The organism is Oceanobacillus sp. MO10714A, from assembly GCF_037072045.1.
Taxonomy (GTDB): domain Bacteria; phylum Bacillota; class Bacilli; order Bacillales; family Amphibacillaceae; genus Oceanobacillus; species Oceanobacillus indicireducens.
In genome coordinates this window covers 1-24273 of the sequence record NZ_JAXHDC010000002.1, presented here as the reverse complement: position 1 = coordinate 24273, position 24273 = coordinate 1, and the positions used below count along the sequence as shown (strand labels likewise).

The 24273-nt window shown below is 40.6% G+C and carries 20 protein-coding genes; 4 read left to right on the top strand and 16 right to left on the bottom strand.

The window, feature by feature from the left end; genetic code table 11:
* Window positions 1-236: 236 nt before the first annotated feature.
* The 8 genes from SPD53_RS02570 to citZ all read right to left on the bottom strand — a co-directional run bounded on the left by SPD53_RS02570 (window position 237) and on the right by citZ (window position 10413).
* The gene (locus tag SPD53_RS02570) at window positions 237-1271 is read right to left on the bottom strand and encodes a glyceraldehyde-3-phosphate dehydrogenase (protein WP_336251590.1); all 1035 of its coding nucleotides are present in this window, start codon (window positions 1269-1271) and stop codon (window positions 237-239) included.
* Window positions 1272-1445: 174 nt separating this feature from the next.
* Window positions 1446-2054 (bottom strand): dephospho-CoA kinase, encoded by a 609-nt coding sequence (coaE, locus tag SPD53_RS02565; RefSeq protein WP_156857586.1) that lies wholly within the window; start codon window positions 2052-2054, stop codon window positions 1446-1448.
* A 13-nt stretch (window positions 2055-2067) separates the two neighbouring features.
* The gene (gene mutM, locus SPD53_RS02560) at window positions 2068-2895 is read right to left on the bottom strand and encodes a DNA-formamidopyrimidine glycosylase (protein WP_156857616.1); all 828 of its coding nucleotides are present in this window, start codon (window positions 2893-2895) and stop codon (window positions 2068-2070) included.
* Window positions 2896-2908: 13 nt separating this feature from the next.
* Complete coding sequence (gene polA / locus SPD53_RS02555) at window positions 2909-5545, bottom strand: DNA polymerase I (RefSeq protein WP_156857585.1); 2637 nt, start codon at window positions 5543-5545, stop codon at window positions 2909-2911.
* Window positions 5546-5666: 121 nt separating this feature from the next.
* Window positions 5667-7028: a two-component system histidine kinase PnpS gene (gene pnpS, locus SPD53_RS02550; RefSeq protein WP_336251589.1), complete on the bottom strand. Its 1362-nt coding sequence runs from the start codon at window positions 7026-7028 to the stop codon at window positions 5667-5669.
* On the bottom strand, window positions 7025-7720 hold the full coding sequence (locus SPD53_RS02545; RefSeq protein ID WP_336251588.1) for a response regulator transcription factor: 696 nt from the start codon (window positions 7718-7720) through the stop codon (window positions 7025-7027). The genes pnpS and SPD53_RS02545 overlap by 4 nt, the downstream gene beginning before the upstream one ends.
* Window positions 7721-7946: 226 nt before the next feature.
* The gene (gene icd, locus SPD53_RS02540) at window positions 7947-9215 is read right to left on the bottom strand and encodes an NADP-dependent isocitrate dehydrogenase (protein WP_188855605.1); all 1269 of its coding nucleotides are present in this window, start codon (window positions 9213-9215) and stop codon (window positions 7947-7949) included.
* 79 nt (window positions 9216-9294) lie between these two features.
* Window positions 9295-10413 carry a citrate synthase gene (gene citZ, locus SPD53_RS02535; RefSeq protein ID WP_336251587.1) on the bottom strand — a complete coding sequence of 373 codons (1119 nt, stop codon included), beginning with the start codon at window positions 10411-10413 and terminating at the stop codon, window positions 9295-9297.
* Between the two features lie 271 nt (window positions 10414-10684).
* Between citZ and ytvI the strand changes: the two genes are divergently transcribed.
* Window positions 10685-11797 (top strand): sporulation integral membrane protein YtvI, encoded by a 1113-nt coding sequence (gene ytvI, locus SPD53_RS02530; protein ID WP_336251586.1) that lies wholly within the window; start codon window positions 10685-10687, stop codon window positions 11795-11797.
* Here ytvI and SPD53_RS02525 read toward each other — a convergent pair.
* From SPD53_RS02525 to dnaE, 8 genes are all read right to left on the bottom strand, one after another.
* A complete protein-coding gene (locus SPD53_RS02525; RefSeq protein ID WP_156857579.1) occupies window positions 11794-12183 on the bottom strand; it encodes an FxsA family protein in 390 nt (129 codons plus the stop codon). The genes ytvI and SPD53_RS02525 overlap by 4 nt on opposite strands.
* Before the next feature lie 410 nt (window positions 12184-12593).
* Complete coding sequence (gene pyk / locus SPD53_RS02520; protein ID WP_336251585.1) at window positions 12594-14354, bottom strand: pyruvate kinase; 1761 nt, start codon at window positions 14352-14354, stop codon at window positions 12594-12596.
* Between the two features lie 21 nt (window positions 14355-14375).
* Window positions 14376-15335 (bottom strand): 6-phosphofructokinase, encoded by a 960-nt coding sequence (gene pfkA, locus SPD53_RS02515; RefSeq protein WP_336251584.1) that lies wholly within the window; start codon window positions 15333-15335, stop codon window positions 14376-14378.
* Between the two features lie 223 nt (window positions 15336-15558).
* The gene (accA, locus tag SPD53_RS02510) at window positions 15559-16515 is read right to left on the bottom strand and encodes an acetyl-CoA carboxylase carboxyl transferase subunit alpha (protein WP_156857698.1); all 957 of its coding nucleotides are present in this window, start codon (window positions 16513-16515) and stop codon (window positions 15559-15561) included.
* 3 nt (window positions 16516-16518) lie between these two features.
* On the bottom strand, window positions 16519-17373 hold the full coding sequence (accD, locus tag SPD53_RS02505; protein ID WP_336251583.1) for an acetyl-CoA carboxylase, carboxyltransferase subunit beta: 855 nt from the start codon (window positions 17371-17373) through the stop codon (window positions 16519-16521).
* Between the two features lie 101 nt (window positions 17374-17474).
* Window positions 17475-18107, bottom strand: a complete 633-nt coding sequence (locus SPD53_RS02500; protein ID WP_232334474.1) for a FadR/GntR family transcriptional regulator — start codon at window positions 18105-18107, stop codon at window positions 17475-17477.
* Between the two features lie 27 nt (window positions 18108-18134).
* Complete coding sequence (locus SPD53_RS02495) at window positions 18135-19370, bottom strand: NAD(P)-dependent malic enzyme (protein WP_336251582.1); 1236 nt, start codon at window positions 19368-19370, stop codon at window positions 18135-18137.
* A 123-nt stretch (window positions 19371-19493) separates the two neighbouring features.
* A complete protein-coding gene (dnaE, locus tag SPD53_RS02490; protein WP_336251581.1) occupies window positions 19494-22838 on the bottom strand; it encodes a DNA polymerase III subunit alpha in 3345 nt (1114 codons plus the stop codon).
* A 157-nt stretch (window positions 22839-22995) separates the two neighbouring features.
* Here dnaE and SPD53_RS02485 point away from each other — a divergent pair, with 157 nt between their 5' ends.
* From SPD53_RS02485 to SPD53_RS02475, 3 genes are all read left to right on the top strand, one after another.
* Window positions 22996-23328 (top strand): YtrH family sporulation protein, encoded by a 333-nt coding sequence (locus SPD53_RS02485; protein ID WP_156857702.1) that lies wholly within the window; start codon window positions 22996-22998, stop codon window positions 23326-23328.
* Complete coding sequence (gene ytrI, locus SPD53_RS02480) at window positions 23329-23820, top strand: sporulation membrane protein YtrI (RefSeq protein WP_336251580.1); 492 nt, start codon at window positions 23329-23331, stop codon at window positions 23818-23820. It abuts the gene before it with no gap.
* Window positions 23821-24044: 224 nt separating this feature from the next.
* Window positions 24045-24245 carry a hypothetical protein gene (locus tag SPD53_RS02475; protein ID WP_336251579.1) on the top strand — a complete coding sequence of 67 codons (201 nt, stop codon included), beginning with the start codon at window positions 24045-24047 and terminating at the stop codon, window positions 24243-24245.
* Window positions 24246-24273: the final 28 nt, after the last annotated feature.

The following is a 24273-nucleotide window of genomic DNA, read 5'->3' as shown; positions in this document are numbered from 1 at the left end:
GGATACCTAAGTTATCACAGCATTTTTATTATCACGCATGAACGGTCTATATTCCCCCCACATCTAAACAGGAGAGAAGGAATTTCCCACTGAATGAAGTTTCACTTTTTAGTTTCTTATACAATAAAAAGATGCATCTTCGTTCGGCTGCCCCCGGAACGGAAAATGCATCTTTATAGCAGTTTGATTTATCACGCATGAACGGTCTGTAATACCCCCACTGAATGAGTTTCACTTTATGAAATTTTAGCAGTTTGTTTGTACAATAGTGATTCACCAACTAGTTTCGCCAAATCAAGGACGCGTGCAGAGTAGCCCCATTCATTATCATACCAAGCAAGGACTTTAATCTTTTTATCCTCCATTACAATCGTTGATAATCCGTCAACGATAGCTGATGAATCGGTAGTTGTAAAGTCGATTGACACAAGCGGATCCTCCGTATAGCTAATGATACCGTTATAGTCCCTTGCAGCCGCTTCTTTAAAGGCACCATTCACTTCTTCCACCGTAACGCTTTCTTCTACATCAACAACTAGGTCAACGAGCGATACGTCTGGAGTTGGAACACGTAAAGCCATTCCATGCAATTTACCATTCAAATGTGGTAATACTTCGCCAAGTGCTTTTGCGGCTCCTGTAGAAGTTGGAATAATGGATTGTGTACAGCCACGAGCACGGCGAAGGTCTTTGTGAGGATTATCCAAGTTCTTCTGATCGTTTGTGAATGCATGGACTGTAGTCATTAATCCGTTAACAATTTTGAAACGGTCATCAAGGACTTTTACGACTGGTGCTAAACAGTTAGTTGTACATGATGCGTTTGATACAATATGGTGGATATCTCCGTTATATTCTTCATCATTTACACCGATAACGATAGTTTTATCGATTTCTTTACCAGGTGCCGTAATGACAACTTTTTTCGCACCTGCCTGAAGATGTAATCCTGCTGTTTCATTTGTCTTAAACTTCCCTGTTGCTTCAATAACAACATCTATATCAAGTTCATTCCAAGGCAACTTATCCGGCTCCCTGGAACTGACAAGCTTAACTTCTTTACCGTTAATTTGCAGCGCATTGTCAAGCGCTTTCACTTCCCCTTCAAAAATACCATGAACACTATCATATTTAATTAAATGCGCTAACGTTTCGGGCGGGTAGCTTGCATTGACTGCTACAACTTCAAATTGTTCATCCACCATAGCCTGGCGGAACACCATTCTCCCGATACGTCCAAACCCATTAATTGCAATACGAATTTTACCCATCTTTACCCCATTCCTCCCAATAAGTTATACTTTATTATGTATTACTGAAATTAGTATAACACATTAAACTTGGAATGTGTGCTATTTTCATCATAATCCAGATGTTTTAATATTAAGAAAGTTGGTTACCTTATTCGTATCTTATGCAATCCATTTTATTACGGCACTGCTAAGTCAATTAACTTCAAGTATTTGCCACTTTTCTAGCAACTGCCGCAGCTGTTCATATGTTTCTTCCTTCGTGCTATTATTATTAATTACCGCGTCAGCAAGACTTGCTTTTTCCTTTACTGGCATTTGCGACTGGATGCGTTGCATTGCTTCTTCTTCTGTAAACTCATTTCTCGCCATTAAACGCTGTAACTGAATCTCTTGATCGGCATACACGACGAGAACCTTATCTACAAATTCTTGAAGCTTACTCTCAAACAGTAATGGAATATCCAGAACAACACATTGATTACCCTCACGGATGAAGTGATCCCTTTTCTCAAGCATTTTTTTCCGAATGGCAGGGTGGACGATGCCGTTTAATTGTTTCCGCTTCGTCTCGTCGGTAAACACAATTTCACCGAGCTGTTTCCGGTTAAGCGTCTTATCTTCGAGCAGGATATCCTCTCCAAAGGTTTCAATCACTTCTTTATAAGCGTCTTCTCCTGGCTCCACTACTTCTCTTGCCAATATATCAGCATCGATAACTGGGATGCCAAGTTGTCGAAACATCTTGGCAACGGTACTTTTTCCTGTCGCTATACTTCCGGTTAATCCGATGACTAAACTCAAAAAATCTCACCCCTTAGAGAGGCTGGCACTTGGTACATAAATGTGTTCCTCTGCCAGCCACTTTTATTTTTACTATTTTTTGTCCGCAGTCTGTGCATTGTTCATTTTCCTGGCCGTAGACAAACAGCTTCTGCTGGAACATGCCCATTTCCCCTTCAGAATTCACGTAGGAACGGATCGTTGTGCCTCCCGCTTCTACCGCTTCTGTCAAGGTGATGATTGCAGCATCTTTAATTTTTTCAATCTCACTGTCTTTTAATGTGTTCGCCCTTCTCATCGGGTGTACGCCCGCTTTATACAATGTCTCGTCCACATAAATATTACCCAACCCTGTTACGACTGATTGATCAAGCAATACTGCTTTAATCAATCGTTCCGTCTTGTTCAGCTTCTCTTTAAAATAGGGAAAACTAAAGGACGAATCGAATGGCTCCGGCCCTAATTTACGGAGTGGATCGTGTGTCATCTCATCCCCAATCGGATAGAGATGCATCGTACCAAATTTGCGCACATCATGATAATGCAGTGCTTCCCCGTTTGTAAATGTGAAAATAACATGCGTATGTTTATCCTTCTCTGTTTCTTCCGGTAGGACTCTATATTTTCCTTCCATACGTAAATGGGAAACGAGGCAGTAATCATCCAAATAAAATAAGAGGAACTTCCCTCTCCGACCCAACCGTTGAACCGTTTGGCCGACTAGCAAATGTTTAAATTGTTCCACATCATCGGGATGCTTGATAATCTTTCCCCAATGAACTTCTACTGTTTCAATTGTCTTCCCAATGGTTAAATGTTCAAGTGTTCGCTTTATCGTTTCTACCTCTGGTAACTCTGGCATTTCTTCTATCTCCTTATTTAGCGTCAAACCAGCTTTCCCCATACTCATAATCCACTTTGAGTGGTACGAGTATTTCAATCGTCTCTTCCATTGTTGCTGGCACAATTTCAATTAATCGGTCCAATTCCGACTTCGGTGCTTCTAAAATCAGTTCGTCATGGACTTGAAGCAGCATGCGGGCTTCAAGTTTCTCTTCTTTTAATTTATGATGAAGGTCGATCATCGCCTGCTTGATGATATCTGCTGCACTTCCTTGAATCGGCGTATTCATTGCGGTCCGCTCCGCAAAGCTTCTTCTGTTGAAATTACGGCTCGTAATCTCTGGTAAATATCTTCTCCGGTTCATGATTGTCGTTACATACCCTTGTTGTTTCGCTGATTGAACAATACTGTCCATATAATCCTTTACACCTGGGAAACTTTCGAAATAACGTTCAATAAATTGTTTCGCTTCTTTCCGAGTTATGCCTAGGTTTTGTGAAAGACCGTAATCACTAATTCCATAGACGATTCCAAAGTTTACCGCTTTAGCTTGTCTACGCATATTAACTGTGACCGCATCTTCCTCGACATGGAATACATCCATTGCGGTTCTTGTATGAATATCCATGTCATGCTGGAAAGCATCAACCAGCTTCTCATCTTTTGCAAAGTGAGCGAGCACTCTTAATTCAATTTGTGAGTAATCCGCAGCAAAGATAATCCAGTCCTTCTCTGAAGGTACGAATGCACGCCGGATCTTTCTTCCTTCCTCCAGTCGTATTGGGATATTTTGTAAATTAGGATCCACCGAACTAAGTCTTCCTGTTTGAGTAAGCGCCTGGTTGAAGCGGGTATGAATCTTGCTTGTATCTTTGTCCACGACTTTTAATAAACCTTCAATATAAGTCGATTGTAACTTTCCGAGTTGACGATATAACAAGATTTTCGGAATGATCTCATGTTCCATTTGAAGCTGTTCAAGTACGTCTGCGGCAGTCGAGTATCCCGTTTTCGTCTTCTTAATAACAGGGAGCCCTAATTTATCGAACAGAATTGGGCCAAGCTGTTTCGGTGAATTAATATTGAACTCTTCACCTGCAAGCTCATGGATTTCACGAATTAACGTATCCAATCTTGCTTTCAAATCCGCTTCCATTTCTTTAAGGCGGTCTGTATCAACTAATACGCCTTGATGTTCCATCTCACCAAGAATTAAAGCAAGCGGCATCTCCAGTTCAGCAAGCAATTCATATTGTTCATTTTCTTTCAATTGCTCCGTCATACGAGTCTGTAATTTAAATAAGGAAAGAGCTTTTCTTGTAATATGTTCTGCAGTAATCCTCTCTTCAGGCACCTTCATCTTGGCACCTTTCCCGTACACTTCTTCATCAAAGAGGACATCCGTATAGCCATACCTGCTTCCAATCGACGGGATATCATGATTGTTCTCCGCCGGGTTCAAGAGATAAGATGCTAATAGCATGTCAAAGGTAATTCCCTTTATTTCAATATCATTTCTAAGCAGAGCAACAACTGTTTCTTTCGCATCAAATACCGCTTTTTTCTGTGCCGGATCTTCTGCCCATGTTTTGAATGCAACTGATTCAAGGGCTAGATCTGTTGGGATAAAATAATTACCTGATTCATTGACTAGGCCAAATCCGATAATCGGAGCCTGATGATAATTTTCTTCAATGATTTCAACTACTAATGCACTGGCTCCATTAAAAATTGTTTCATCCACTTCCGAAACAATCTCGTAATCAAGCTTTGCCATTTCCACTGATTCTTCCGCCTCTTCACCTTCTCCGGAAAATCTGTTTAGAAGTGAGTTGAATCCGAGTTCTTTAAAGATATTCATTACTTGGTTCTTGTCAAACCCATTAAACTGAATATCATCAATGGAAATACTTACAGGAGATTCCCGGTCAATTGTAACGAGTTCTCTACTCATAAACGCTTCATCTTTATGAGTTGTGAGGTTTTCTTTTAATTTCTTTCCACCGATTGCATCAATGTTCTCATATACTTCTTCTAATGTCGGGTATTGTTTCAACAATTTTAATGCTGTTTTTTCACCAACACCTGGCACCCCAGGAATATTATCGGAACTATCACCCATCAAAGCTTTGAAATCAATTATTTGATCGGGTGAGATACCGATTTTCTCCTTAAGAAAGGCAGGAGTGTATTTATCAATCTCACTTATTCCTTTTTTAGTCACATGAACAGTCACGTGATCAGACACAAGCTGCAGAAGGTCTTTATCTCCCGAAATGACGGTTACTTCCCAATCATCGTTATCCCCTAATTTGGAAAAAGTTCCAATAATATCATCTGCTTCATACTGCTCCAGTTCATAATGCGGAATTTGAAAAGCTTCAAGCAACTCTTTAAGAACTGGGAATTGCTCGGACAATTCAGGTGGGGTCTTCTGTCTCCCTCCTTTATATTCTTTATACGTGTCATGACGGAAGGTTGTCTTACCTGCATCAAAAGCAACTAGCATATGTGTTGGCTTTTCTTCTTCCAAAATTCTTAATAACATCGTCGTAAAACCATACACAGCATTTGTATATACACCTTTATCATTATTTAATAAAGGCAGCGCAAAAAATGCTCGGTAAATAATACTGTTTCCATCGATAAGTACTAATTTATTTCCCATCCGGATTCCTCCAATTTACATTCTCATTATATTCATTTTATCACTCTAAGCTAATAAAGGAAAAAATAACGAAATTCCCGGACTGGCGCTGGTTGATTTAAAAAAAGCATAAGCTAGTTGCTTATGCTGGTAAACAGACTGTAATCGTTGTACCTTGATCCGCTTCACTGTCGATTAATATCTCCCCTTCATGTACTTCCACGATATGTTTTACAATGGCAAGCCCAAGACCAGTTCCACCAGAATCCCTTGCCCGCGCTTTGTCCACGCGGTAAAACCGTTCGAATACACGTGGTAGATCTTTCTCAGGGATACCAATACCTGTATCACAGACTTCGATTTTCACCAACTCATCTTCTTTGTAGATTCGCAGGGAAACATCCCCTCTTGCCGGTGTATAGTTCAGGGCGTTGTTCACAAGGTTAATGATCACCTGGGTAATGCGATCCTTATCTGCTTTGAACTGAATATCTTCCACTTCTGTTGTAAATGAGATATCTTTCCGCTCTGCCTTATAAGCGAGTGCTGGCATAAGCGATTCCACCAATTCCGAAGCATTAATTTTATGCAGGACGAGCTTGAAATTATCACTTTCCAATCTCGATAAAGATAGCAGGTCTTCGATTAAAATCTGAATTCGATTACTCTCATGATAGATAATCTCCAAAAATTGACTAACCGCTTCCTTATCATCAAGATTACCGTCCAATAATGTTTCTGAAAATCCCTTAATCGATGTAATAGGTGTGCGGAGTTCATGGGAGACATTCGCGACAAAGTCTTTCCGCATGCTCTCGAGCTTCTTCAATTCTGTTATATCATGAAGAACGAGTACAACTCCTTTAGGGATATTACGTTCATTAATAATCGGAGCTCCAGATATTTCAAAATACATATTCTCAATCCCGACATAATGCTTGAACGTATCTTTTACTCTTCCCTCATAAAGGAACACCTTTTGGATTGTCTCCTGGATCGTCTCATCTTCCAACACATTATAATACAATGAACCGACATAATCCTTCTCCGTTTTACCGAACAAATCAATAAATTTACGGTTCACAAGATGGATATACCCTCTCTCATCCAGCAACACTAGACCACTTGCCATATTATCGATTAAGGTCGAAAGCTGTTCGGATTGGATTTGTTCTTGAAGAGAAAACTCTGTCAATTCTCTAGCCAGTTTATTAATATTAGTGCTCAACTCATTGTGCAATGGATTTCTCGTATAATGGAATCTTGCCTGGTAATTCCCTTTACCGATTTCTTTAATGGTGTTCGATGCCTTTTCAATTGGTAAAATATAATTATTATAAATCCGGATAAACAGAAGGCAAACAGAAAAAAACACAATGAAAAGCACTGCGATCAAGAAGATAATATTCTCGGCAAAGGTGGAAATAATCAGTCCTGCTATAAGAACGATGATGAATAAACCGACAATGTAAGAGAGTAATACTTTGGAAAAAGGTCCATTCATTTAGCAGGCTCCTCCATTTTATAGCCTAGCCCCCGAATCGTCTTAATATAAATCGGTTTTTTTGTATCTGGTTCAATTTTATCTCGTAAATGACTGATGTGTACATCGACAATCCGAGTATCTCCTACAAAATCATAGTCCCATACACCACTCAATAACTGATCACGTGAAATCACTTTCTCTTTATTTTTGGCAAGATAATAAAGTAGTTCAAATTCTTTTCTAGTGAACGAGATCATTTCTCCATGAAGTTCTGCTTCATATCGTTCCGGATAAATAACCAAATTGCCAATTGTAATAGAGCTGAAATGATTGTGGTTCATTTTCATGGTGCGTCTTAAAATTGCTTTGATTCTCGCGATAACCTCTTTCGGGCTAAATGGTTTTGTTAAATAATCATCCGCCCCAAGCTCAAGTCCGAGAACTTTATCAAATTCTTCATCCTTTGCCGTAAGCATAAGGATTGGTGTATCAATTTTATTATTCCGCAAATATTTACAAACTTCAATTCCGTCCATTTCTGGGAGCATTAAATCAAGAACAATTAAATCAAATTCTTGCGTTTCAGCCTTACGAACTGCTTCCGGGCCGTCATAGGCTTCATCGGTAGTGAACCCTGACTTTTCCAGATTATACTTTAATAATGTTACGATAGGTTTTTCATCATCAACGATAAGAATTTTTTGACTCATTTTGATTTCTCGTCTCCTCCACCAACTAATTATCTGTCTATACGTTTCTATCATACCATCTCCAGTGGCATACCGTATATCAAATAACATATTATTAAGAAATCTTAACATAATTTACCTTTAATTAGTATGGGCGGATGATGATAAAAATATAACTACCTATCCAGGAGTCCGTAAAAAACCACCATTCTATGAAAATATAAAATGGTGGTTTGGATTAGTAATTTTATAGGTTTTTGATTAGTTCATCAGCAAACTCGGAACATTTAACTTCGGTCGCGCCATCCATGAGACGTGCAAAGTCATATGTGACAACCTTGGACTCGATTGTTTTATCCATGGAAGCTGTGATCAAGTCTGCTGCTTCTCTCCATCCTAAGTGTTCTAACATAAGAACAGCGGATAGAATTACGGACGAAGGGTTAACCTTGTCTAAGCCTGCATACTTAGGTGCTGTACCATGTGTTGCTTCAAAGATTGCGTGGCCAGTATCATAGTTGATGTTTGCTCCTGGAGCAATTCCGATTCCTCCTACTTGTGCAGCAAGCGCATCAGAAACATAGTCTCCGTTCAGGTTCATTGTCGCTACAACATCAAATTCACGTGGGCGAGTTAGAATTTGTTGCAAGAAAATATCTGCTATTGCATCTTTAATCAAGATTTTGCCACTAGCTAATGCTTCATCTTGCGCTTTGTTTGCAGCATCCTTTCCTTCTTTCTCAACAATGCGGTCATATTCATCCCAAGTGAATACTTTATCGCCGAACTCTTCTTCAGCTACTTCATAACCCCACTGCTTGAAGGCACCTTCTGTAAACTTCATAATATTACCTTTGTGGACGAGCGTAACACTCTTACGTCCTTCATTTATTGCATACTCAATTGCAGAACGAACGAGGCGCTTTGTCCCTTCTTCAGAAACCGGTTTGATTCCAATACCGGAAGATTCCGGGAAACGGATATTTTTAACACTCATTTCGTTTTGTAAGAAATCAATGATTTTCTTTACTTCGTCCGTGCCTTTTTCCCACTCGATACCTGCATAAATATCTTCTGTATTCTCACGGAACACAACCATATCTACATCTTCAGGTCGTTTTACAGGTGAAGGAACACCGCTAAAGTGACGAACTGGGCGTAAGCATGTATATAAATCTAATTCTTGACGCAAAGCAACGTTTAAGGAACGGAATCCTCCGCCAATTGGTGTTGTTAATGGCCCTTTAATTGCAATTTTATATTCGTCGATTTTATCAAGTGTGTCTTGAGGAAGCCACTCGCCAAACTTATTGTATGCTTTTTCCCCAGCGTATACTTCCATCCATTCGATCTTCTTTTCTCCGTTATATGCTTTCTCTACAGAAGCATCAATTACACGGCTCGCTGCTGCCCATATATCTGGACCAGTTCCGTCTCCTTCGATAAATGGAACAATCGGCTGATTCGGTACTTTTAATTCACCGTTCTCTACTACAATCTTTTCTCCCTGTGTCATTACAACAACCTCCTATATGTATTCATCAAGAATAGCTGGAAAGATATCCAGCTATTCCTATTAACTATCTATAACTTAATTACTCGCGATTTTCAAGTGGGATAAACTTCGCATGCTTCGGACCAACATAATCTGCACGTGGGCGAATCAGGCGGTTATTTTCATATTGTTCTAGAATATGTGCAAGCCATCCAGATGTACGGCTTACTGCAAAAATCGGAGTGAATAAATCATGGTCTATCCCTAAACTGTGGTAAACGGATGCACTGTAGAAGTCAACGTTCGCAGGCAATCCTTTTTCTTCTTTAATATAATCTTCTATTTTAACGCTCATCTTATACCATTTCTCTTCGCCGATTAATCCGGTGAGCTGTTTGGACATTTCTTTCAAATACTTTGCACGAGGGTCCCCGTTACGGTAGACACGGTGGCCCATTCCCATAATCTTTTCTTTGTTAGCAAGTTTTTCTTTAATATACGGCAGCGCATTATCGACTTCTCCGATTTCACTTAGCATTTTCATTACCGCTTCGTTGGCTCCGCCGTGAAGTGGTCCTTTTAGTGCCCCAATTGCTGCAGTGATACCGGAATACATGTCAGATAGCGTAGCCACACATACACGAGCTGTAAATGTCGATGCATTAAGTTCATGGTCAGCATGAAGAACAAGCGCTTTGTCAATTGCTTCTATTTCAATATCTTTCGGATCCCTTCCATTCAGCATGTAAATAAAGTTCTCAGCAAATGTATACTTCGGTTTCGGCTGAACAGGTTCTTCCCCTTTACGGAGTCTTGCGAACGCTGTCACAATTGCGCCCATGTTCCCTTGGATACGAATTGCTTTCTTCATATTTGCTTCCGCGTCAACTTGATCGGCATCCGGATCGCTGAGCGCCATGTAAGAAATTGCCGTTCGGAGCGCTGACATTGGATGAACAGCTTTCAAGTCATAAGATTTAAAATGATTAATTAAGCCTTCAGGAACTTTCATATGCTCGACTAGTTCTTTACGTAATTCTTCTAATTCTGACTTATTTGGTAGTTTTAAATGCCAAAGTAGATAAACCACTTCTTCAAAGATCACATTTTCTGCTAGGTCATCAATTGGAATACCAACATATGTAAGTTGGTCATCAATAATAGAACTAATTGATGATTCGGCTGCTACTACACCTTCTAACCCCTTTGTAGTTGTCATACTTAAACCTCTCCTTTTCTATATATTCATACACTCCATGACAATATTATATGTAATGGCTTTCTTTTGCTTAGCTAGTCCTTCCGAACCCTATCTATTGCTGATTCGATATAATATTGTCTTCCCCAGATTAATTATATAGTAATTGCCGGTTAAAGTGAATTGAAAGTGCTTAAATACTTAAAAACGCCATTAAATTCCTCGTTTTGCAGTTTTATTTTTTCACCTGCTGGCATAGTATCTTAAAGAAAGAATGATTTGGGGGATTTCTATGGACAAGTCAATACTAACAAAAATATTTAAAATCTGCATCATTTTACTAGTTTGTATCGGTGGTTTTTTTCTTATCCGCTACTCATTTTCAATCATTCTCCCGATCACGCTCGTTCTTTTGCTAACATCTTCCATGGAACCAGCTGTAAAATTTCTACAACAAAAGGCTAAATTCCCTCGCCCGCTTGCTAGTATCGTTATTCTATTTATTTTATTGTTTCTGTTGGTGGGAATACTGTTTCTTGTTGTAACGGAGATTTATGAAGGGATTGCTTATCTAGCGGAAATTTTGCCAGAACGGTTTCATCAGTTTGGTACGATTGTGGAATATTACTTCCAAACGACAATCTTACCACTTTATGAACAGGTCTTTCGATTTTTTAATGAACTTTCCCCAAGTGACCAGCTCTTCATTCAAGATTATTTCAGCAATTTATTTCAACATTTCGGTAGTCTCGTTGGCGTTTTCTTCCAACAATTATTATTGTCCGTGCCGCGGAATCTTGCGATAATCCCAGAATCGCTAGCCATCGCTTTCTTCATCTTATTTGCAAGTTTCCTATTATCAGCAGATTTCCCTCGTGTGAAAGAATTCTTTGCAGGGCATGTTCCGAAAAAATGGAGTGAATGGCTGCAGCATCTTGTTTATTATATGAAACGATCAACATTAGGTTATGTGAAGGCACAAATCATTCTAATTACGATTTCTTTTCATATCATTTTCTTCGGATTATTATTAATCGGAGTCGAGCATGCTTTAACGATTGCCTTATTTATGATATTAGTCGAGCTGGTTCCTTTCGTTGGGACAGGCCTTTTATTCATTCCGTGGATCGGCTATTCTTTTTTATCGGAAAATTATAGTCTGACGATTGGGCTTGCAGTTGTTTATGGCATCGTAATCGTTGTAAGACAATTAATCGAACCGAAAGTCTATTCGGTGAATTTAGCAATCCATCCACTCGCCTGGCTAATTGCCGCTTTTATCGGACTTAAAATGTTTGGGATTGCCGGATTGATCCTTGCACCGATTTTTATCGTGCTGTTTAAAGGGATGTATGATTCCGGATTTTTCCGCTGGCTGATCCATTATGTCAATGGGAAAACTTAGAACCTCCTATAAATAATGACCCCTTTTTGCACCATTTTATTAAGGATGTTCGCAATTTTGCGTTTAAGAAAATTTCTTGTGAATGGTATAAGTAGAATCAACCCGATTACATCTGAGATAAAGCCTGGTGTAATTAGCAAAATAGCTCCAATAATAATGCAGAGACCATCCGTAACTTCGGAGGTCGGTACTTCTTGTCTCTCCATGGAACGGAGCGCCCGATTCCATGTTTCAAATCCTTGTATTCTACCAAAAATAAGTCCAAGTGCAGCTGTGCCCACAATTAGGAACAACACCCACCAGACTCCAATATGGCTGCCTACCCAAACGAGTAAACCGATTTCGAGCAAGCTGAATAAAAGAAAGCCAATTAAAAAATTTCGCATATCCTTCACAACCTTTCACGCTAACTTTATGATATAGAACCAGCTTTTACAGCCTTAACCTTCCAGCCAATCCTTATGGAACTTATCCAGAATCGTTTATACTTTCATTCAGCGTAAGTGCAACTCTCTTTCCGGGGTCCGCAGTCCAGACACCTCTCGCTTTCCGCAGGCGGCTGATGAGCCTCCTCGTACGCTTTGCGTACTGCGGGGTCTCACCTATGCCTTTCCTCCTGCAGGAGTCTCGAGGTGTCTGGACTGCTCCGAGGAAAGGCGTGATTTGGATTACTGTTTAATGCACAAAATACTTATGCTGAGTGAAAGTGTTCTATTTTGATTTTTTGTGTAGAAGTTGATTATAGAAGAATAAGCAATGCTTCTCTTCACTAGAAAAACATTGCTTATCACTTTAATTACAGTACGCTTGCATGGCCATCATAAATATCGCCTTTTGTACCATCAATTGTTATGTCTTGACCGTCTTTCAGCAATTCTAAAGCATTTTCCACTCCAACGATGACTGGAATGCCAAGACTTAGACCGACTACTGCAGCATGTGAAGTTAATCCACCTTCTACTGTAATAATTCCGCCGGCTTTTTCAATTGCTGGCATCATATCACGATCTGTACCATAAGTAACGAGAATATCGCCGGAAGAAACCTTTTGAATAGCTTCTTCTTTGTTAAGCGCAATTACTGCTTTACCGTAAGCACTTTGACGGCCGATTCCTTGACCTTTTGCAAGCACATCTCCAATGATATGGACTTTCAGTAAGTTCGTCGTACCACTTTCACCTACTGGAACACCAGCTGTAATAATTACACGGTTACCATGACTGCAAATACCGGCTGATAATGCACGTTCAATCGCAACATCTAGCATTTCGTCAGTGGAATCTGTCTTCTCCCCTTGAACTGGGTGTACACCCCACACAAGTGCGAGTTGGCGATTTACACGTTCATTAAACGTAACAGCTAAAATCGTCTGTTTCGGACGATACTTGGAAATCATACGCGCGGTATGACCGCTTTCTGTTGGAGTAATAATTGTTTGGACATCTAAGTTCATCGCCGTATGAGTTACCGACTGGCTAATTGCCTCTGTAATTGTCATTTCAACAAGCTTCGAGCGCTCGCTTAAAATATTTTTATGCTGGAGTGCAGATTCTGTTTTTAGTGCGATATTGTTCATCGTTTGGACTGATTCAACAGGATACATACCTGCTGCAGTCTCACCAGATAACATGATTGCATCCGTTCCGTCAAAGATAGCATTTGCTACGTCTGAAGCTTCTGCACGTGTAGGTCGCGGGTTACGCTGCATTGAATCGAGCATTTGTGTAGCAGTGATAACTGGTTTACCTACAAGATTACATTTTTTAATTAATTCCTTCTGTACAAGTGGCACATCCTCAGCAGGAATCTCTACACCAAGGTCCCCACGCGCAACCATGAGGCCGTCACTTACTTCTAAAATTTCTTCAATGCGGTCTACACCTTCTTGGTTCTCAATCTTAGGAATGATGTTGATCCTGTTGCCAAGATGTTCTTCCAGCACTTGACGAATTTCCAGTACATCAGATGCTCGGCGGATAAAGGATGGCGCAATGAAATCGACATTGTTTTTAATACCGAAAATAATATCTTCTTTATCTTTTTCCGTCATACCCGGAAGGTTCAACGATACGTTTGGTACGTTCACACCTTTTGTATTTTTAATTTCTCCCGAGTTTAGAGCTTTTGTTGCAATTTCATTATTTTCTTTATCGATTGAAACAACTTCTAGCTCGATCAGACCGTCATCTAGTAAAATCTTCGAACCAACTGAAACGTCATTGATCAATCCTGGATAAGAAACAGAAAACCGTTCCGCATTTCCTTCGACCTCATCCATTGCAATATAAACAGTGCTGCCAGATTGTATTTCCGCCTTACCACCTTTGAAGCGGTTTGTACGGATTTCTGGCCCCTTCGTATCTAATAGAATTGCAACATTTTTATTTCGATTCGCTGCTGCTTCACGGATGTTTTTAATACGGGCACCATGTTCCTCATAGTCACCGTGGGAGAAGTTTAATCTTGCAACGTTCATACCTGCATCCATCAATTGCTCTAATGTTTCCACCGATTCAGAAGCAGGACCAATAGTACATACTATATTTGTATTTCTCAATGTAATTCCTCCTTGTATATGCTAAATCGACAACTCTTTCGATAAAGTGTACATTTCTTCATGAACTGTACTTGGCTTGTCAAAGATATCATGAATGGCATAGTCAACGAGATGATTATTCTCTATGCCAACCATTCTACCCGCTTTTCCATTCATTAAAAGCTCCATTGCGCGAGCTCCTAGTCTACTTGCAAGCACACGATCTGCTCCGGTAGGCGAGCCTCCACGTTGAATATAGCCAAGAACCGTTACCCGTGTTTCGAGTTGTGTCGCCTTTTCAATTCTTTTACCGTAATCAAAAGCGCTACCTACTCCTTCAGCGAGGAGAATGATACTATGACGCTTCCCACGTTGGTGGCCGCGTTTCAAACGATCAACGATACTATCGAAGTCCTCCCTATTTTCAGGAATAAGGATACTTTCTGCTCCACCAGCTAGCCCTGCCCATAATGCAAGGTCGCCCGCGTCTCTACCCATTACCTCAATTATGTAGGTACGTTCATGCGAAGTAGCTGTATCACGGATTTTATCAATTGCTTCAATAACGGTATTCAGTGCTGTATCAAAACCGATTGTAAAATCTGTACCCTTTATATCATTATCAATCGTCGCAGGGACTCCAATACAAGGGAAGCCTTTTTTAGTAAGTGCCTCCGCACCAAGGAAGCTTCCATCTCCGCCAATAATAACGAGGCCATCAATTTTGAATTTCTTCAGCTGCTCAATTGCCTTTTCCTGGCCTGCATCAGTTTTAAATTCATCGCTTCTGGCTGAATAAAGCATCGTCCCACCCCGCTGGATAATATCTCCAACCGAGCCGATTTCCATTTTTTCGATTCGTCCCTCCATCAATCCCTGGTAACCGTACTTAATGCCGTACAATTCCAGTCCATGATAAATACCTTTACGTACGACTGCCCGGATTGCTGCATTCATTCCCGGAGCGTCGCCTCCACTTGTTAATATTCCAATTCGTTTCATCTTCTTCACCTCGAATATAGGTTTTATGAGTACAAGCATGAGTTCAACTTTTACATCTATTCTCAAGCAAGGAAAAACTGTACTATTAATTTTGTATACCCTGTATCATTTTACCTCACTACATTAAAGATAAATAAAAAACGGCAAAATAGCAATTATTTCACCGCCAAAATAACAAAAAACGCGGCGCTTGTCACTAAAAAGACAAAGCACCGCCTATTTTTTATCGATTCATGTAGTCACCAATTTGTTTATATTTTTCCCATCTTTTTTCTAATAATTCCTCTTCATCGTATGTAGCTAGTGTCTTGAGGGATTTTGATAGGACTGTATCGATAAATTTTGCCTGTTCATCGACATCACGATGTGCACCACCCCGCGGTTCCGGAATAATCTCATCTATGACATGAAGTTTCTTCAAATCGTAGGAAGTAATTCCCATCGTTTCCGCCGCGTGTTTAGCTAAACTAGCATCCTTCCAAAGGAGCGCCGCTGCTCCCTCAGGCGAGATAACGGAATAGGTTGAGTTCTCAAGCATGTGAATGTAATCTCCAACACCAAGAGCAAGGGCTCCTCCACTACCGCCTTCCCCGATGACAATACATACAATCGGGACGGTTAGACCTGCCATTTCCATTAGATTTCTTGCGATTGCCTCACTTTGCCCACGTTCTTCTGCTGCTTTTCCAGGGTAAGCCCCCTTCGTATCGATAAAACAAATAATTGGCCGATTAAATTTCTCGGCTTGTTTCATATGGCGTAATGCCTTCCGGTACCCTTCTGGATGTGGCATCCCAAAGTTACGACGGATATTTTCCTTCGTATCCTTACCACGTTGGTGTCCGATGATGGTAACTGGCTTGTCTTTATAAAAAGCAATACCAGAGACAATAGCGGCATCATCTCCAAATAAACGGTCTCCATGGAATTCGATGAAATCAGTGAATAAACGTTCGATATAATCAAGTGTCGTCGGACGCTCGCCATGTCTTGCCATCTGCACCCGTTCCCACGGTTTCAAATTCCCATATATATCATCTTCCAACACCTTTAATCTTTCTTCAAGGGTTGAGATTTCATCCGTTAAATCCATTTCGCTATCTTGTGTGATCTTTTTCAACTCGGCAATTTTTTCTCTTAAATTGACTACCGGTTTTTCAAAATCCAATACGTGCTTCATTTCTTATTCTCCACCCTTCTCATGCAACTTCAGCAACTGGGCAAGCGTATTACGCATTTCTTTCCGGTGGATTACTTTATCCAATTGTCCGTGCTTCAGCTGGAATTCGGCGGTCTGGAAATCCTGGGGAAGCTTTTCCCTGATTGTTTGTTCAATAATTCTTCTGCCTGCAAAGCCAATTAATGCACCTGGTTCAGCGAAATTATAATCACCGATAGATGCGAAACTTGCTGACACTCCTCCTGTAGTCGGATGGGTCATAACAGAAATCATTAATCCTCCTGCATCACTGAATCGCTTGATAGCAATCGACGTCTTAGCCATTTGCATAAGGCTTAGAACACCTTCCTGCATTCTTGCGCCTCCTGATGCTGAGAAAATAATGAACGGAATTTCTTCTTTTCTTGCATTTTCAACCGCGCGGGCAATTTTCTCACCAATTGCTGAACCCATACTTCCCATTCGGAAGTTCGAGTCCATTACGGCAAAGGCAGTTGGATGGCTGTCAATTAAACCTTTTCCAGTTACTACCCCTTCATTTAAGCCCGTTTTCTTTTGGTCTTTTTCTATTTTTTCTATATAATCCGGGAAGTTTAGCGGATTGGCAGAAGAGATCTCTGCATCCCATTCAACAAATGTGTCTACATCAAAGAGGCTATCAATCCGCTCCCAAGCGGTAAGTGGATGATGGTAGCCGCAGTTCGTACAGACATGAAGGGATTTCTTCACTTCTTTTCTGTAAAAGATTTTATTACATCCTCTACATTTCTGCATGAGACCTTCCGGAACATCCATCTTCCCTTGTTCACTGGGTATCGATGCATATCGTCTGCGCTTGCCAAATATATCTTTTAGCAAGATCATACCTCCTTCTTTCTAACAGCGTGCTTTGCATATCTCTTCCACATCATAGCTTATCCAAGAAGAAAATACTGTCATAATTTGTAAGCTATTCGGATTTAGTCATATAATTGATGATCTTGCTGTTTATATAACTCTTCTATGGCATCGTAATCCTTTTTTGCCAAGAGTTCCATTAATTGGTTATAAAAATGCTCATCATAATGAGCTTTTGTGATGGAACTTGAGAATTCTTCCAACAGCATCCAGATTTTTAGCAATAATTGATTATTCGCTTTTTTAAGTAAATAAGTGAAAAAAATTGTATGTTTTTCCTCAAGTACAGTTGTCTGGTTGATCGAAGCGTTCAACTTGGACCTTGCAACTTCATCCATATTCGGGCATGCTAACTTCACCGCTTCTTTTTCAATCATAGTTTTTACTTGAAGGAGTTCATCTCTTGTCCTATCTGCTAATAAAATAAATGAAGATAATAATTCCACAGACTGTAACGATTGATAGGATCTTAAAAATGTACCTTCACCGCGACGGGTTTCAATCAGCCCTAATAATTCGAGTGCACGTAATGCTTCTCTGACGGAAGATCTGCCTGCCTGTAATTTATCGGCTAATTCTCGTTCCGAAGGCAGTTTATCACCAGGTGATAGATGATTGTCTTTAATATAGACCCGTAATTCCTCTAGCACACCTTGATATACTTTTGGTTTGGAAGGATTTGACACCTTAAACATCTATCCCTTCTCAAGCTTCTTCATCTCTTATTCATAATTCCCTGTTAGTTCTCTCGTCTTCTCTGCTACTTCTTCCGGATCGACCTGAATACGGGCAACACCCGATTCCATTGCAGCTTTCGCAACACTTTTTGCTACAATTGGAGCAACACGTGCATCAAATGGTGCAGGAATCACATAGTCCTCATTCAAATCTTCGTCCGATATCAGAGAAGCAATTGCTTCTGCCGCAGCTACTTTCATCTCTTCATTAATTCTTGTTGCACGTACTTCTAGTGCCCCACGAAAAATTCCCGGAAATGCCAATACGTTGTTCACCTGGTTCGGGAAATCAGAGCGACCAGTGCCAATCACTTTCGCGCCTGCTTTCTTTGCCTCCTCTGGCATTATTTCCGGTTCTGGATTTGCCATAGCAAAGATGATTGGATTCTTATTCATCTTCGCAATCATTCCTTCTGTAAGAGCACCCGCAACAGAAACGCCAATAAATACGTCGGCATCTTTCAGCATGTCTTCAAGCGTGCCTTCCTCCTTGTCAAGGTTTGTAAATTGGGCAACCATTTCTTTAATCTCATTCATTCCATAGCTTCTGCCGTCATAAATTGCCCCACGGGAATCTGTCATTACCATATTGCGTACACCAAAGCTCTCTAATAATCGGGCAATCGCAATCCCCGCGGCTCCTGCTCCGCTTAATACGACTTTAATGTCTTTAAATTTCTTATCGACAAGTTTAAGTGCATTAATTAAGCCTGCAACCGTAACAATTGCTGTTCCATGTTGATCATCATGGAAAATCGGAATATTCGTTTCATCCTTCAAGCGCTCCTCAATGATGAAGCAGTTTGGTGCAGCAATATCTTCCAGGTTCACACCACCGAAAGTGGGCTCCAGCAGTTTTACTGTATTCACAATCTGATCCACATCTTGAGTTGCTAAACAAAGCGGAAACGCATCAACCCCTGCGAAGCTCTTAAACAAGACAGCTTTCCCTTCCATAACAGGAAGTGCTGCTTCCGGTCCGATATTACCAAGCCCCAACACTGCTGAGCCATCACTAACGACAGCAACCATATTTCCTTTCATCGTGTAGTCGTATACACGAGACGTACGATCGTAAATTTCTTTACAAGGCTCTGCTACACCTGGTGAATAGGCGAGACTTAAATCTTTTGCATCGTTCACCTGAACTTTCGACTCAACCGATAACTTACCCTGATTCACTTTGTGCATATGTAATGCTTCATCTCTTAGGCTTGCCATGATTATAATCTCCCCTTTAAATATTCCCATATTTAGACGGTTAACGGTTCGCTTTAGTGGTCAGACCACCTGCAACTTCTATATTATATCAAATGAGAAACTTCTGTAAAGCTTCGTACAAGACTAGACTTTTCTCATGACGACATTGTCTTTTCCGAAATAAGTCCGTAACTTGTTCAAGGTAGCGCTAGATGGATGGAGGAAATAATTTTCCTTTAATTTATATGATTGATTCTGTGCTTCATTATATAAAATAATCGCTGTACCCCCTGGATGCTCTTTAGCAATTCGATCAATGACTTTAAGTGCATCCGGATTCGTTTCTTTCGTCGATTTGATGAAAATAATTTTTTCTGACTTTTGTTCAAGATTCTCTTCATTGAAAAGTTCCATATTCTGCACAACAAATTGTAAGCGACCATTTCTTTCTTCCGCTCTACCCGTAATGGCTACAAGCTGCTCCTCCTCAAGCCAGCGCTTTACTTCCCTATACGTATCAGGGAAGATGACAGCATCCAGTGTATCCTGTTCATCCGCAATCACAAGAAATGCCATCTGTTCACCGCGCTTCGTTCGAATTTGCTTTATCTCCTGAATGATCACAACAATCTTCGTATCATTCTTTCTTAAGAGATGCTTTAGTGCAGCGAGTTGCATGTAACCACTCGCACGAAGCCTGGTACGATAATTTTTCAGCGGGTGACTGGAAATATACATCCCAACCAATTCCTTCTCATCTTGAAGCTTCTTCGCGACAGTGAAATCTTCTATGTCTACATAATTTCCTTCTAGACTAAGCTGGTTTTCAAAAAGATTGGGCTGGTCATAAAATTCACGGAATAATTCTCCTTGCTCCATCGCCTGATCAATGGAGGCAAGTAAACTTGCACGGTTGCCATACAAGTCATCAAAGGCGCCGGCAAGGATCAAGTTTTCAATCGTGGAACGCTTCACTGTTTCGCTTGGCACCCTTAGGCAAAAGTCAAACAAATCTTTAAAACGTGCCTTTCTCCTCGTCTCGATAATAGCCCTAATTGCATCCCCACCTATTCCTTTAATCGAGCGCAGTCCCATCCGGATCCGCCCCTTTTCCACTGAATACTTACCGAAACTCTGATTAATCGATGGTGGCAAAAGTTCCAGACCTATCTCATGCATCTCTTTTAAGTAAAGCTGAATTTTATCCTGCTGATTCCGAGCTGCACTTAGAATTTCGGCAAAAAAGCTTGCAGGATAATTTGCTTTTAAGTAGCTTAATTGATATGAAATCTTACTGTAAGCAACCGCATGACTACGCGGGAATCCGTAATTGGAAAAACGGACAATCCAACTGAATATTTCCTCAGCCACTTGCTTTGTATAACCATTGTTCAAGCAACCTTCAATAAATGCCTGGCGCTCTTCTTCCATGACTGCATAAATTTTCTTACTGACGGCCCGCCGTAGAATATCTGCCTCCCCTAGATTGAAACCAGCGATTCTGCTTGCGATTTGCATAATCTGCTCCTGATAAACGAGCACACCATAGGTCGATTCCAAGATTGGCTCTAAGTCTTGGTGGGGATACTCGACAGTCTGCTGTCCATTTTTCCTTGCGATATAAGTCGGGATGAAATCCATTGGACCTGGCCGGTAAAGGGCATTGACCGCAACAATATCTTCAAAATCGGTCGGCTGTAACTCTTTTAATACTCGCTTCATCCCAGCTGACTCCAATTGGAAAACTCCATTCGTCCGACCTTCCTGCAGGAGTTTAAACGTTTCTGCATCTTCGACAGGGATTGCTTCTAAACGGAGTGGTTCTTTCCGCGTATAGTTGACCGATTGAATGACTTTTTCAAGTAAAGACAGATTCCTTAGACCGAGAAAGTCCATCTTCAAAAGACCAACTGCTTCGAGATCATTCATGGCAAACTGAGTTAAATAAGTTTCACCTGATCCAGTTGTAAGTGGGACGTGGTCACGTAATGGCCGTTCACTTATAACAACACCTGCCGCATGGGTTGAGATGTGACGTGGCAAACCTTCCAAACGGACAGCTATAGAAAATAATAGCTTCAACTTAGTGGATTGCTTAATATAATCCGTTAATTCCGGGAGACCTTTCATCATCTCTACTATAGAATTCGACGGCTGGGTGGCAATTTCCTTTAAAATAAATCTTGCATCTTGTTGTTCCACGTCAAGCGTCTTTATCAATTCCCTAATTAATGATCTTGCTGCAAATGTACCAAACGTAATAATTTGGGCAACATGCTCCTTACCATACTTTTCCCTGACATACGCAATGACCTCATCACGTCTCTCGTCGGAAAAGTCGATATCAATGTCTGGCATCGTCTGCCTTTCCGGATTTAAGAAACGTTCAAACAGTAAATCATATTTTATAGGATCGACAGCCGTAATCCCGAGCGTATAAGCAACAAGGGAGCCTGCTGAAGAACCCCGCCCTGGACCGACAACGATTCCTTTTTCTTTGGCATAAGCAATAATATCAGCTGTAATTAAGAAATAATCACTAAAATCCATCGCCTTAATGATAGCTAGTTCATAATTTAAACGCTCTTTAATTTCTGGCGTCGTTTTCTCGTACTTTTCCTCTAGTTTCAAATAGCATTGTTCTTTTAAATAGGTATGTACATCTACCCCTTCTTTGAGCGGATAAGTTGGAAGGAATCGTTTCGTAAAATCAATTTCAACCGAACATTTCTCTGCAATTTTTACCGATTCACGAATTGCTTCAGGGAAAATTTCTCCAAGTTCTAGCTCTACTTCCTGCACAGTGCGTAAATGCTTATTCTGTAAAGCCGGAGTTGACAATTGCATATCCCACTGCCTGCTGCTTCTCATAGCAAGGAGACAATCATAACTGTATACATCCTTTTCCTCGAGATAATGGACATCGGTGATAGCTGTAATGTTGGTTGGATATGTATCTGCATAAGCCTTGAGTAGCGTAGTGGATCTCCCACCTTCTTCGATACCAATGTAAAAGTCTTCCGCTCCAAATAACCCTTCAAATGCATGCAAATACTCTTTTACATCCTGGAAACTATTCTCACTCAATTTAGAAGAAAGTTCCGTATCCTTAAGTGGTAGGATACCTATAAGTTCTGCCGAATGATTTGCTAGATCTTCCAAGGAGAGTGCCGCTCTATCTTCCGTTTGCAGAAATGTACTCAAACGCATTAGCTGATGATACCCATTATTATCCTTTGCAAGTAAGGTAAGCTTCGAAACCGATCCTTGTTCATCCGTTGCAACCGGTACAATCAAGCCAATGATCGGCTTAATTCCTGCCTTCTGACATGCCCGGTAAAAAGGAATCGTGCCGTAAAGTACTCCTTCATCCGTTAGGGCAAGTGCCGGAAATTGTAGCTCTTTCGCTTTATTTAGTAACTTTTCAATGGTAATTGTACTGTTCATCAGGCTATAGCCGCTTCTAACTTGTAAATGTATGTAAGACATACAATCCCACCTTCTTTTCACTGACTTCTATTATAACAATAATATAAGAACAAGCATACGCTTACGTATTTTTCTCCCGTTATTCTCAGGAGGCTCATAAACGCAACAATCGGCACATAAAATATTAAAGGACATGCTAAAAGGAGTGAAGCGCATCATGGAGGAACGGTTTTTCGCAGCATTTATCCATTGTTTTTTCATCGCACTTGGCGTAATCCTTGGCGGTTCGGTTATCGGGAGTATCGGCGACTTTGCAACCGGGGAAGCCCCGTTATCATCCATGACAAGAATCGCGGACCGGCTGCGCATTTGGGCGATTGTAGCAGCAATCGGTGGAACGTTCGATGCGATTGCGAATGTAGAGAGAGGTTTACTCGACGGTTCAACTTTTGATCTAGTGAAACAGGTTCTCCTCATCATCTCGGCAATGGGAGGAGTAAAGTTTGGCATCACAATTATTGAATGGCTTACCGAGAAAGGGATGTCATAAATGCACTTCCCCCCTTATTATAGACGCCCGGAATGGCAACGATTCTTCATTGGTGTTCTTGTCGGCGGCCTTATTAGTTATTTCGTTTTAATTTATATGTACGGTGTCATGTACGAAGACTTACTAGCAGAGAATTATCAGTTAGGCGAGGAAATCATTGACTTAAGGCAACAGAATAAAGTATTGCTTGAGAGCCAGGAAGATCAAGACACCGAACTAGCGATAGAAGAAATTGAAATTACGATTTCCAATCCGGATGTGTTGAAAAATGACAGCTTGCTCGTCTCCCAGTTGAAAACATTAATCAAGGAAGAAATCAGCCACCTAATTGGTACTGATATTCTTATTGTATCTTCTAATGAAGAATTACTCATCTCGGCAATTGAGAATAAAGCGTTCACAATAGATAATGTCACGTACCATTTCTCCATTACCCGTTTGATCTTTGCTCCGAAGCTAGGAATCGTTGCTAACGCTAGTATAGCGAATTGAACATTTTTCGAGATGAACAGGAACCTATTTGTCAAAAGCCCATACGATGGAATGATAAAGTGAAACTCATTCAGTGGGGAATCCTTACCCCCACTGAATGTTAGTTGAACAGAATCAGGGATTTACGGACTGTTTATCCCCCACCTTCACATGTTGGGCTTCCTTCATGTTTAAATGTGGGGGTATTACAGACCGTTAATACGCGATAAAGGAGGATAAGCGCAATGGTCATACCTACAAAGTCATTATTAAATCAAAAAATTGAACAGTTGAAAAACGGGGAAAATGCATTTGCTGAATCCCCAGAACTTATTCGGTTACTCAAACGGGATGTTGCAAAGGAAAATTTGAATGTGGTGTTTGATAAGACTCCTGCTGGCTGTTGGATTATCCCCCAGCGTGAGGATCCAAAGAATTGGAAATAGAGGCTGGGACAAAACTCCAGTAAACAAA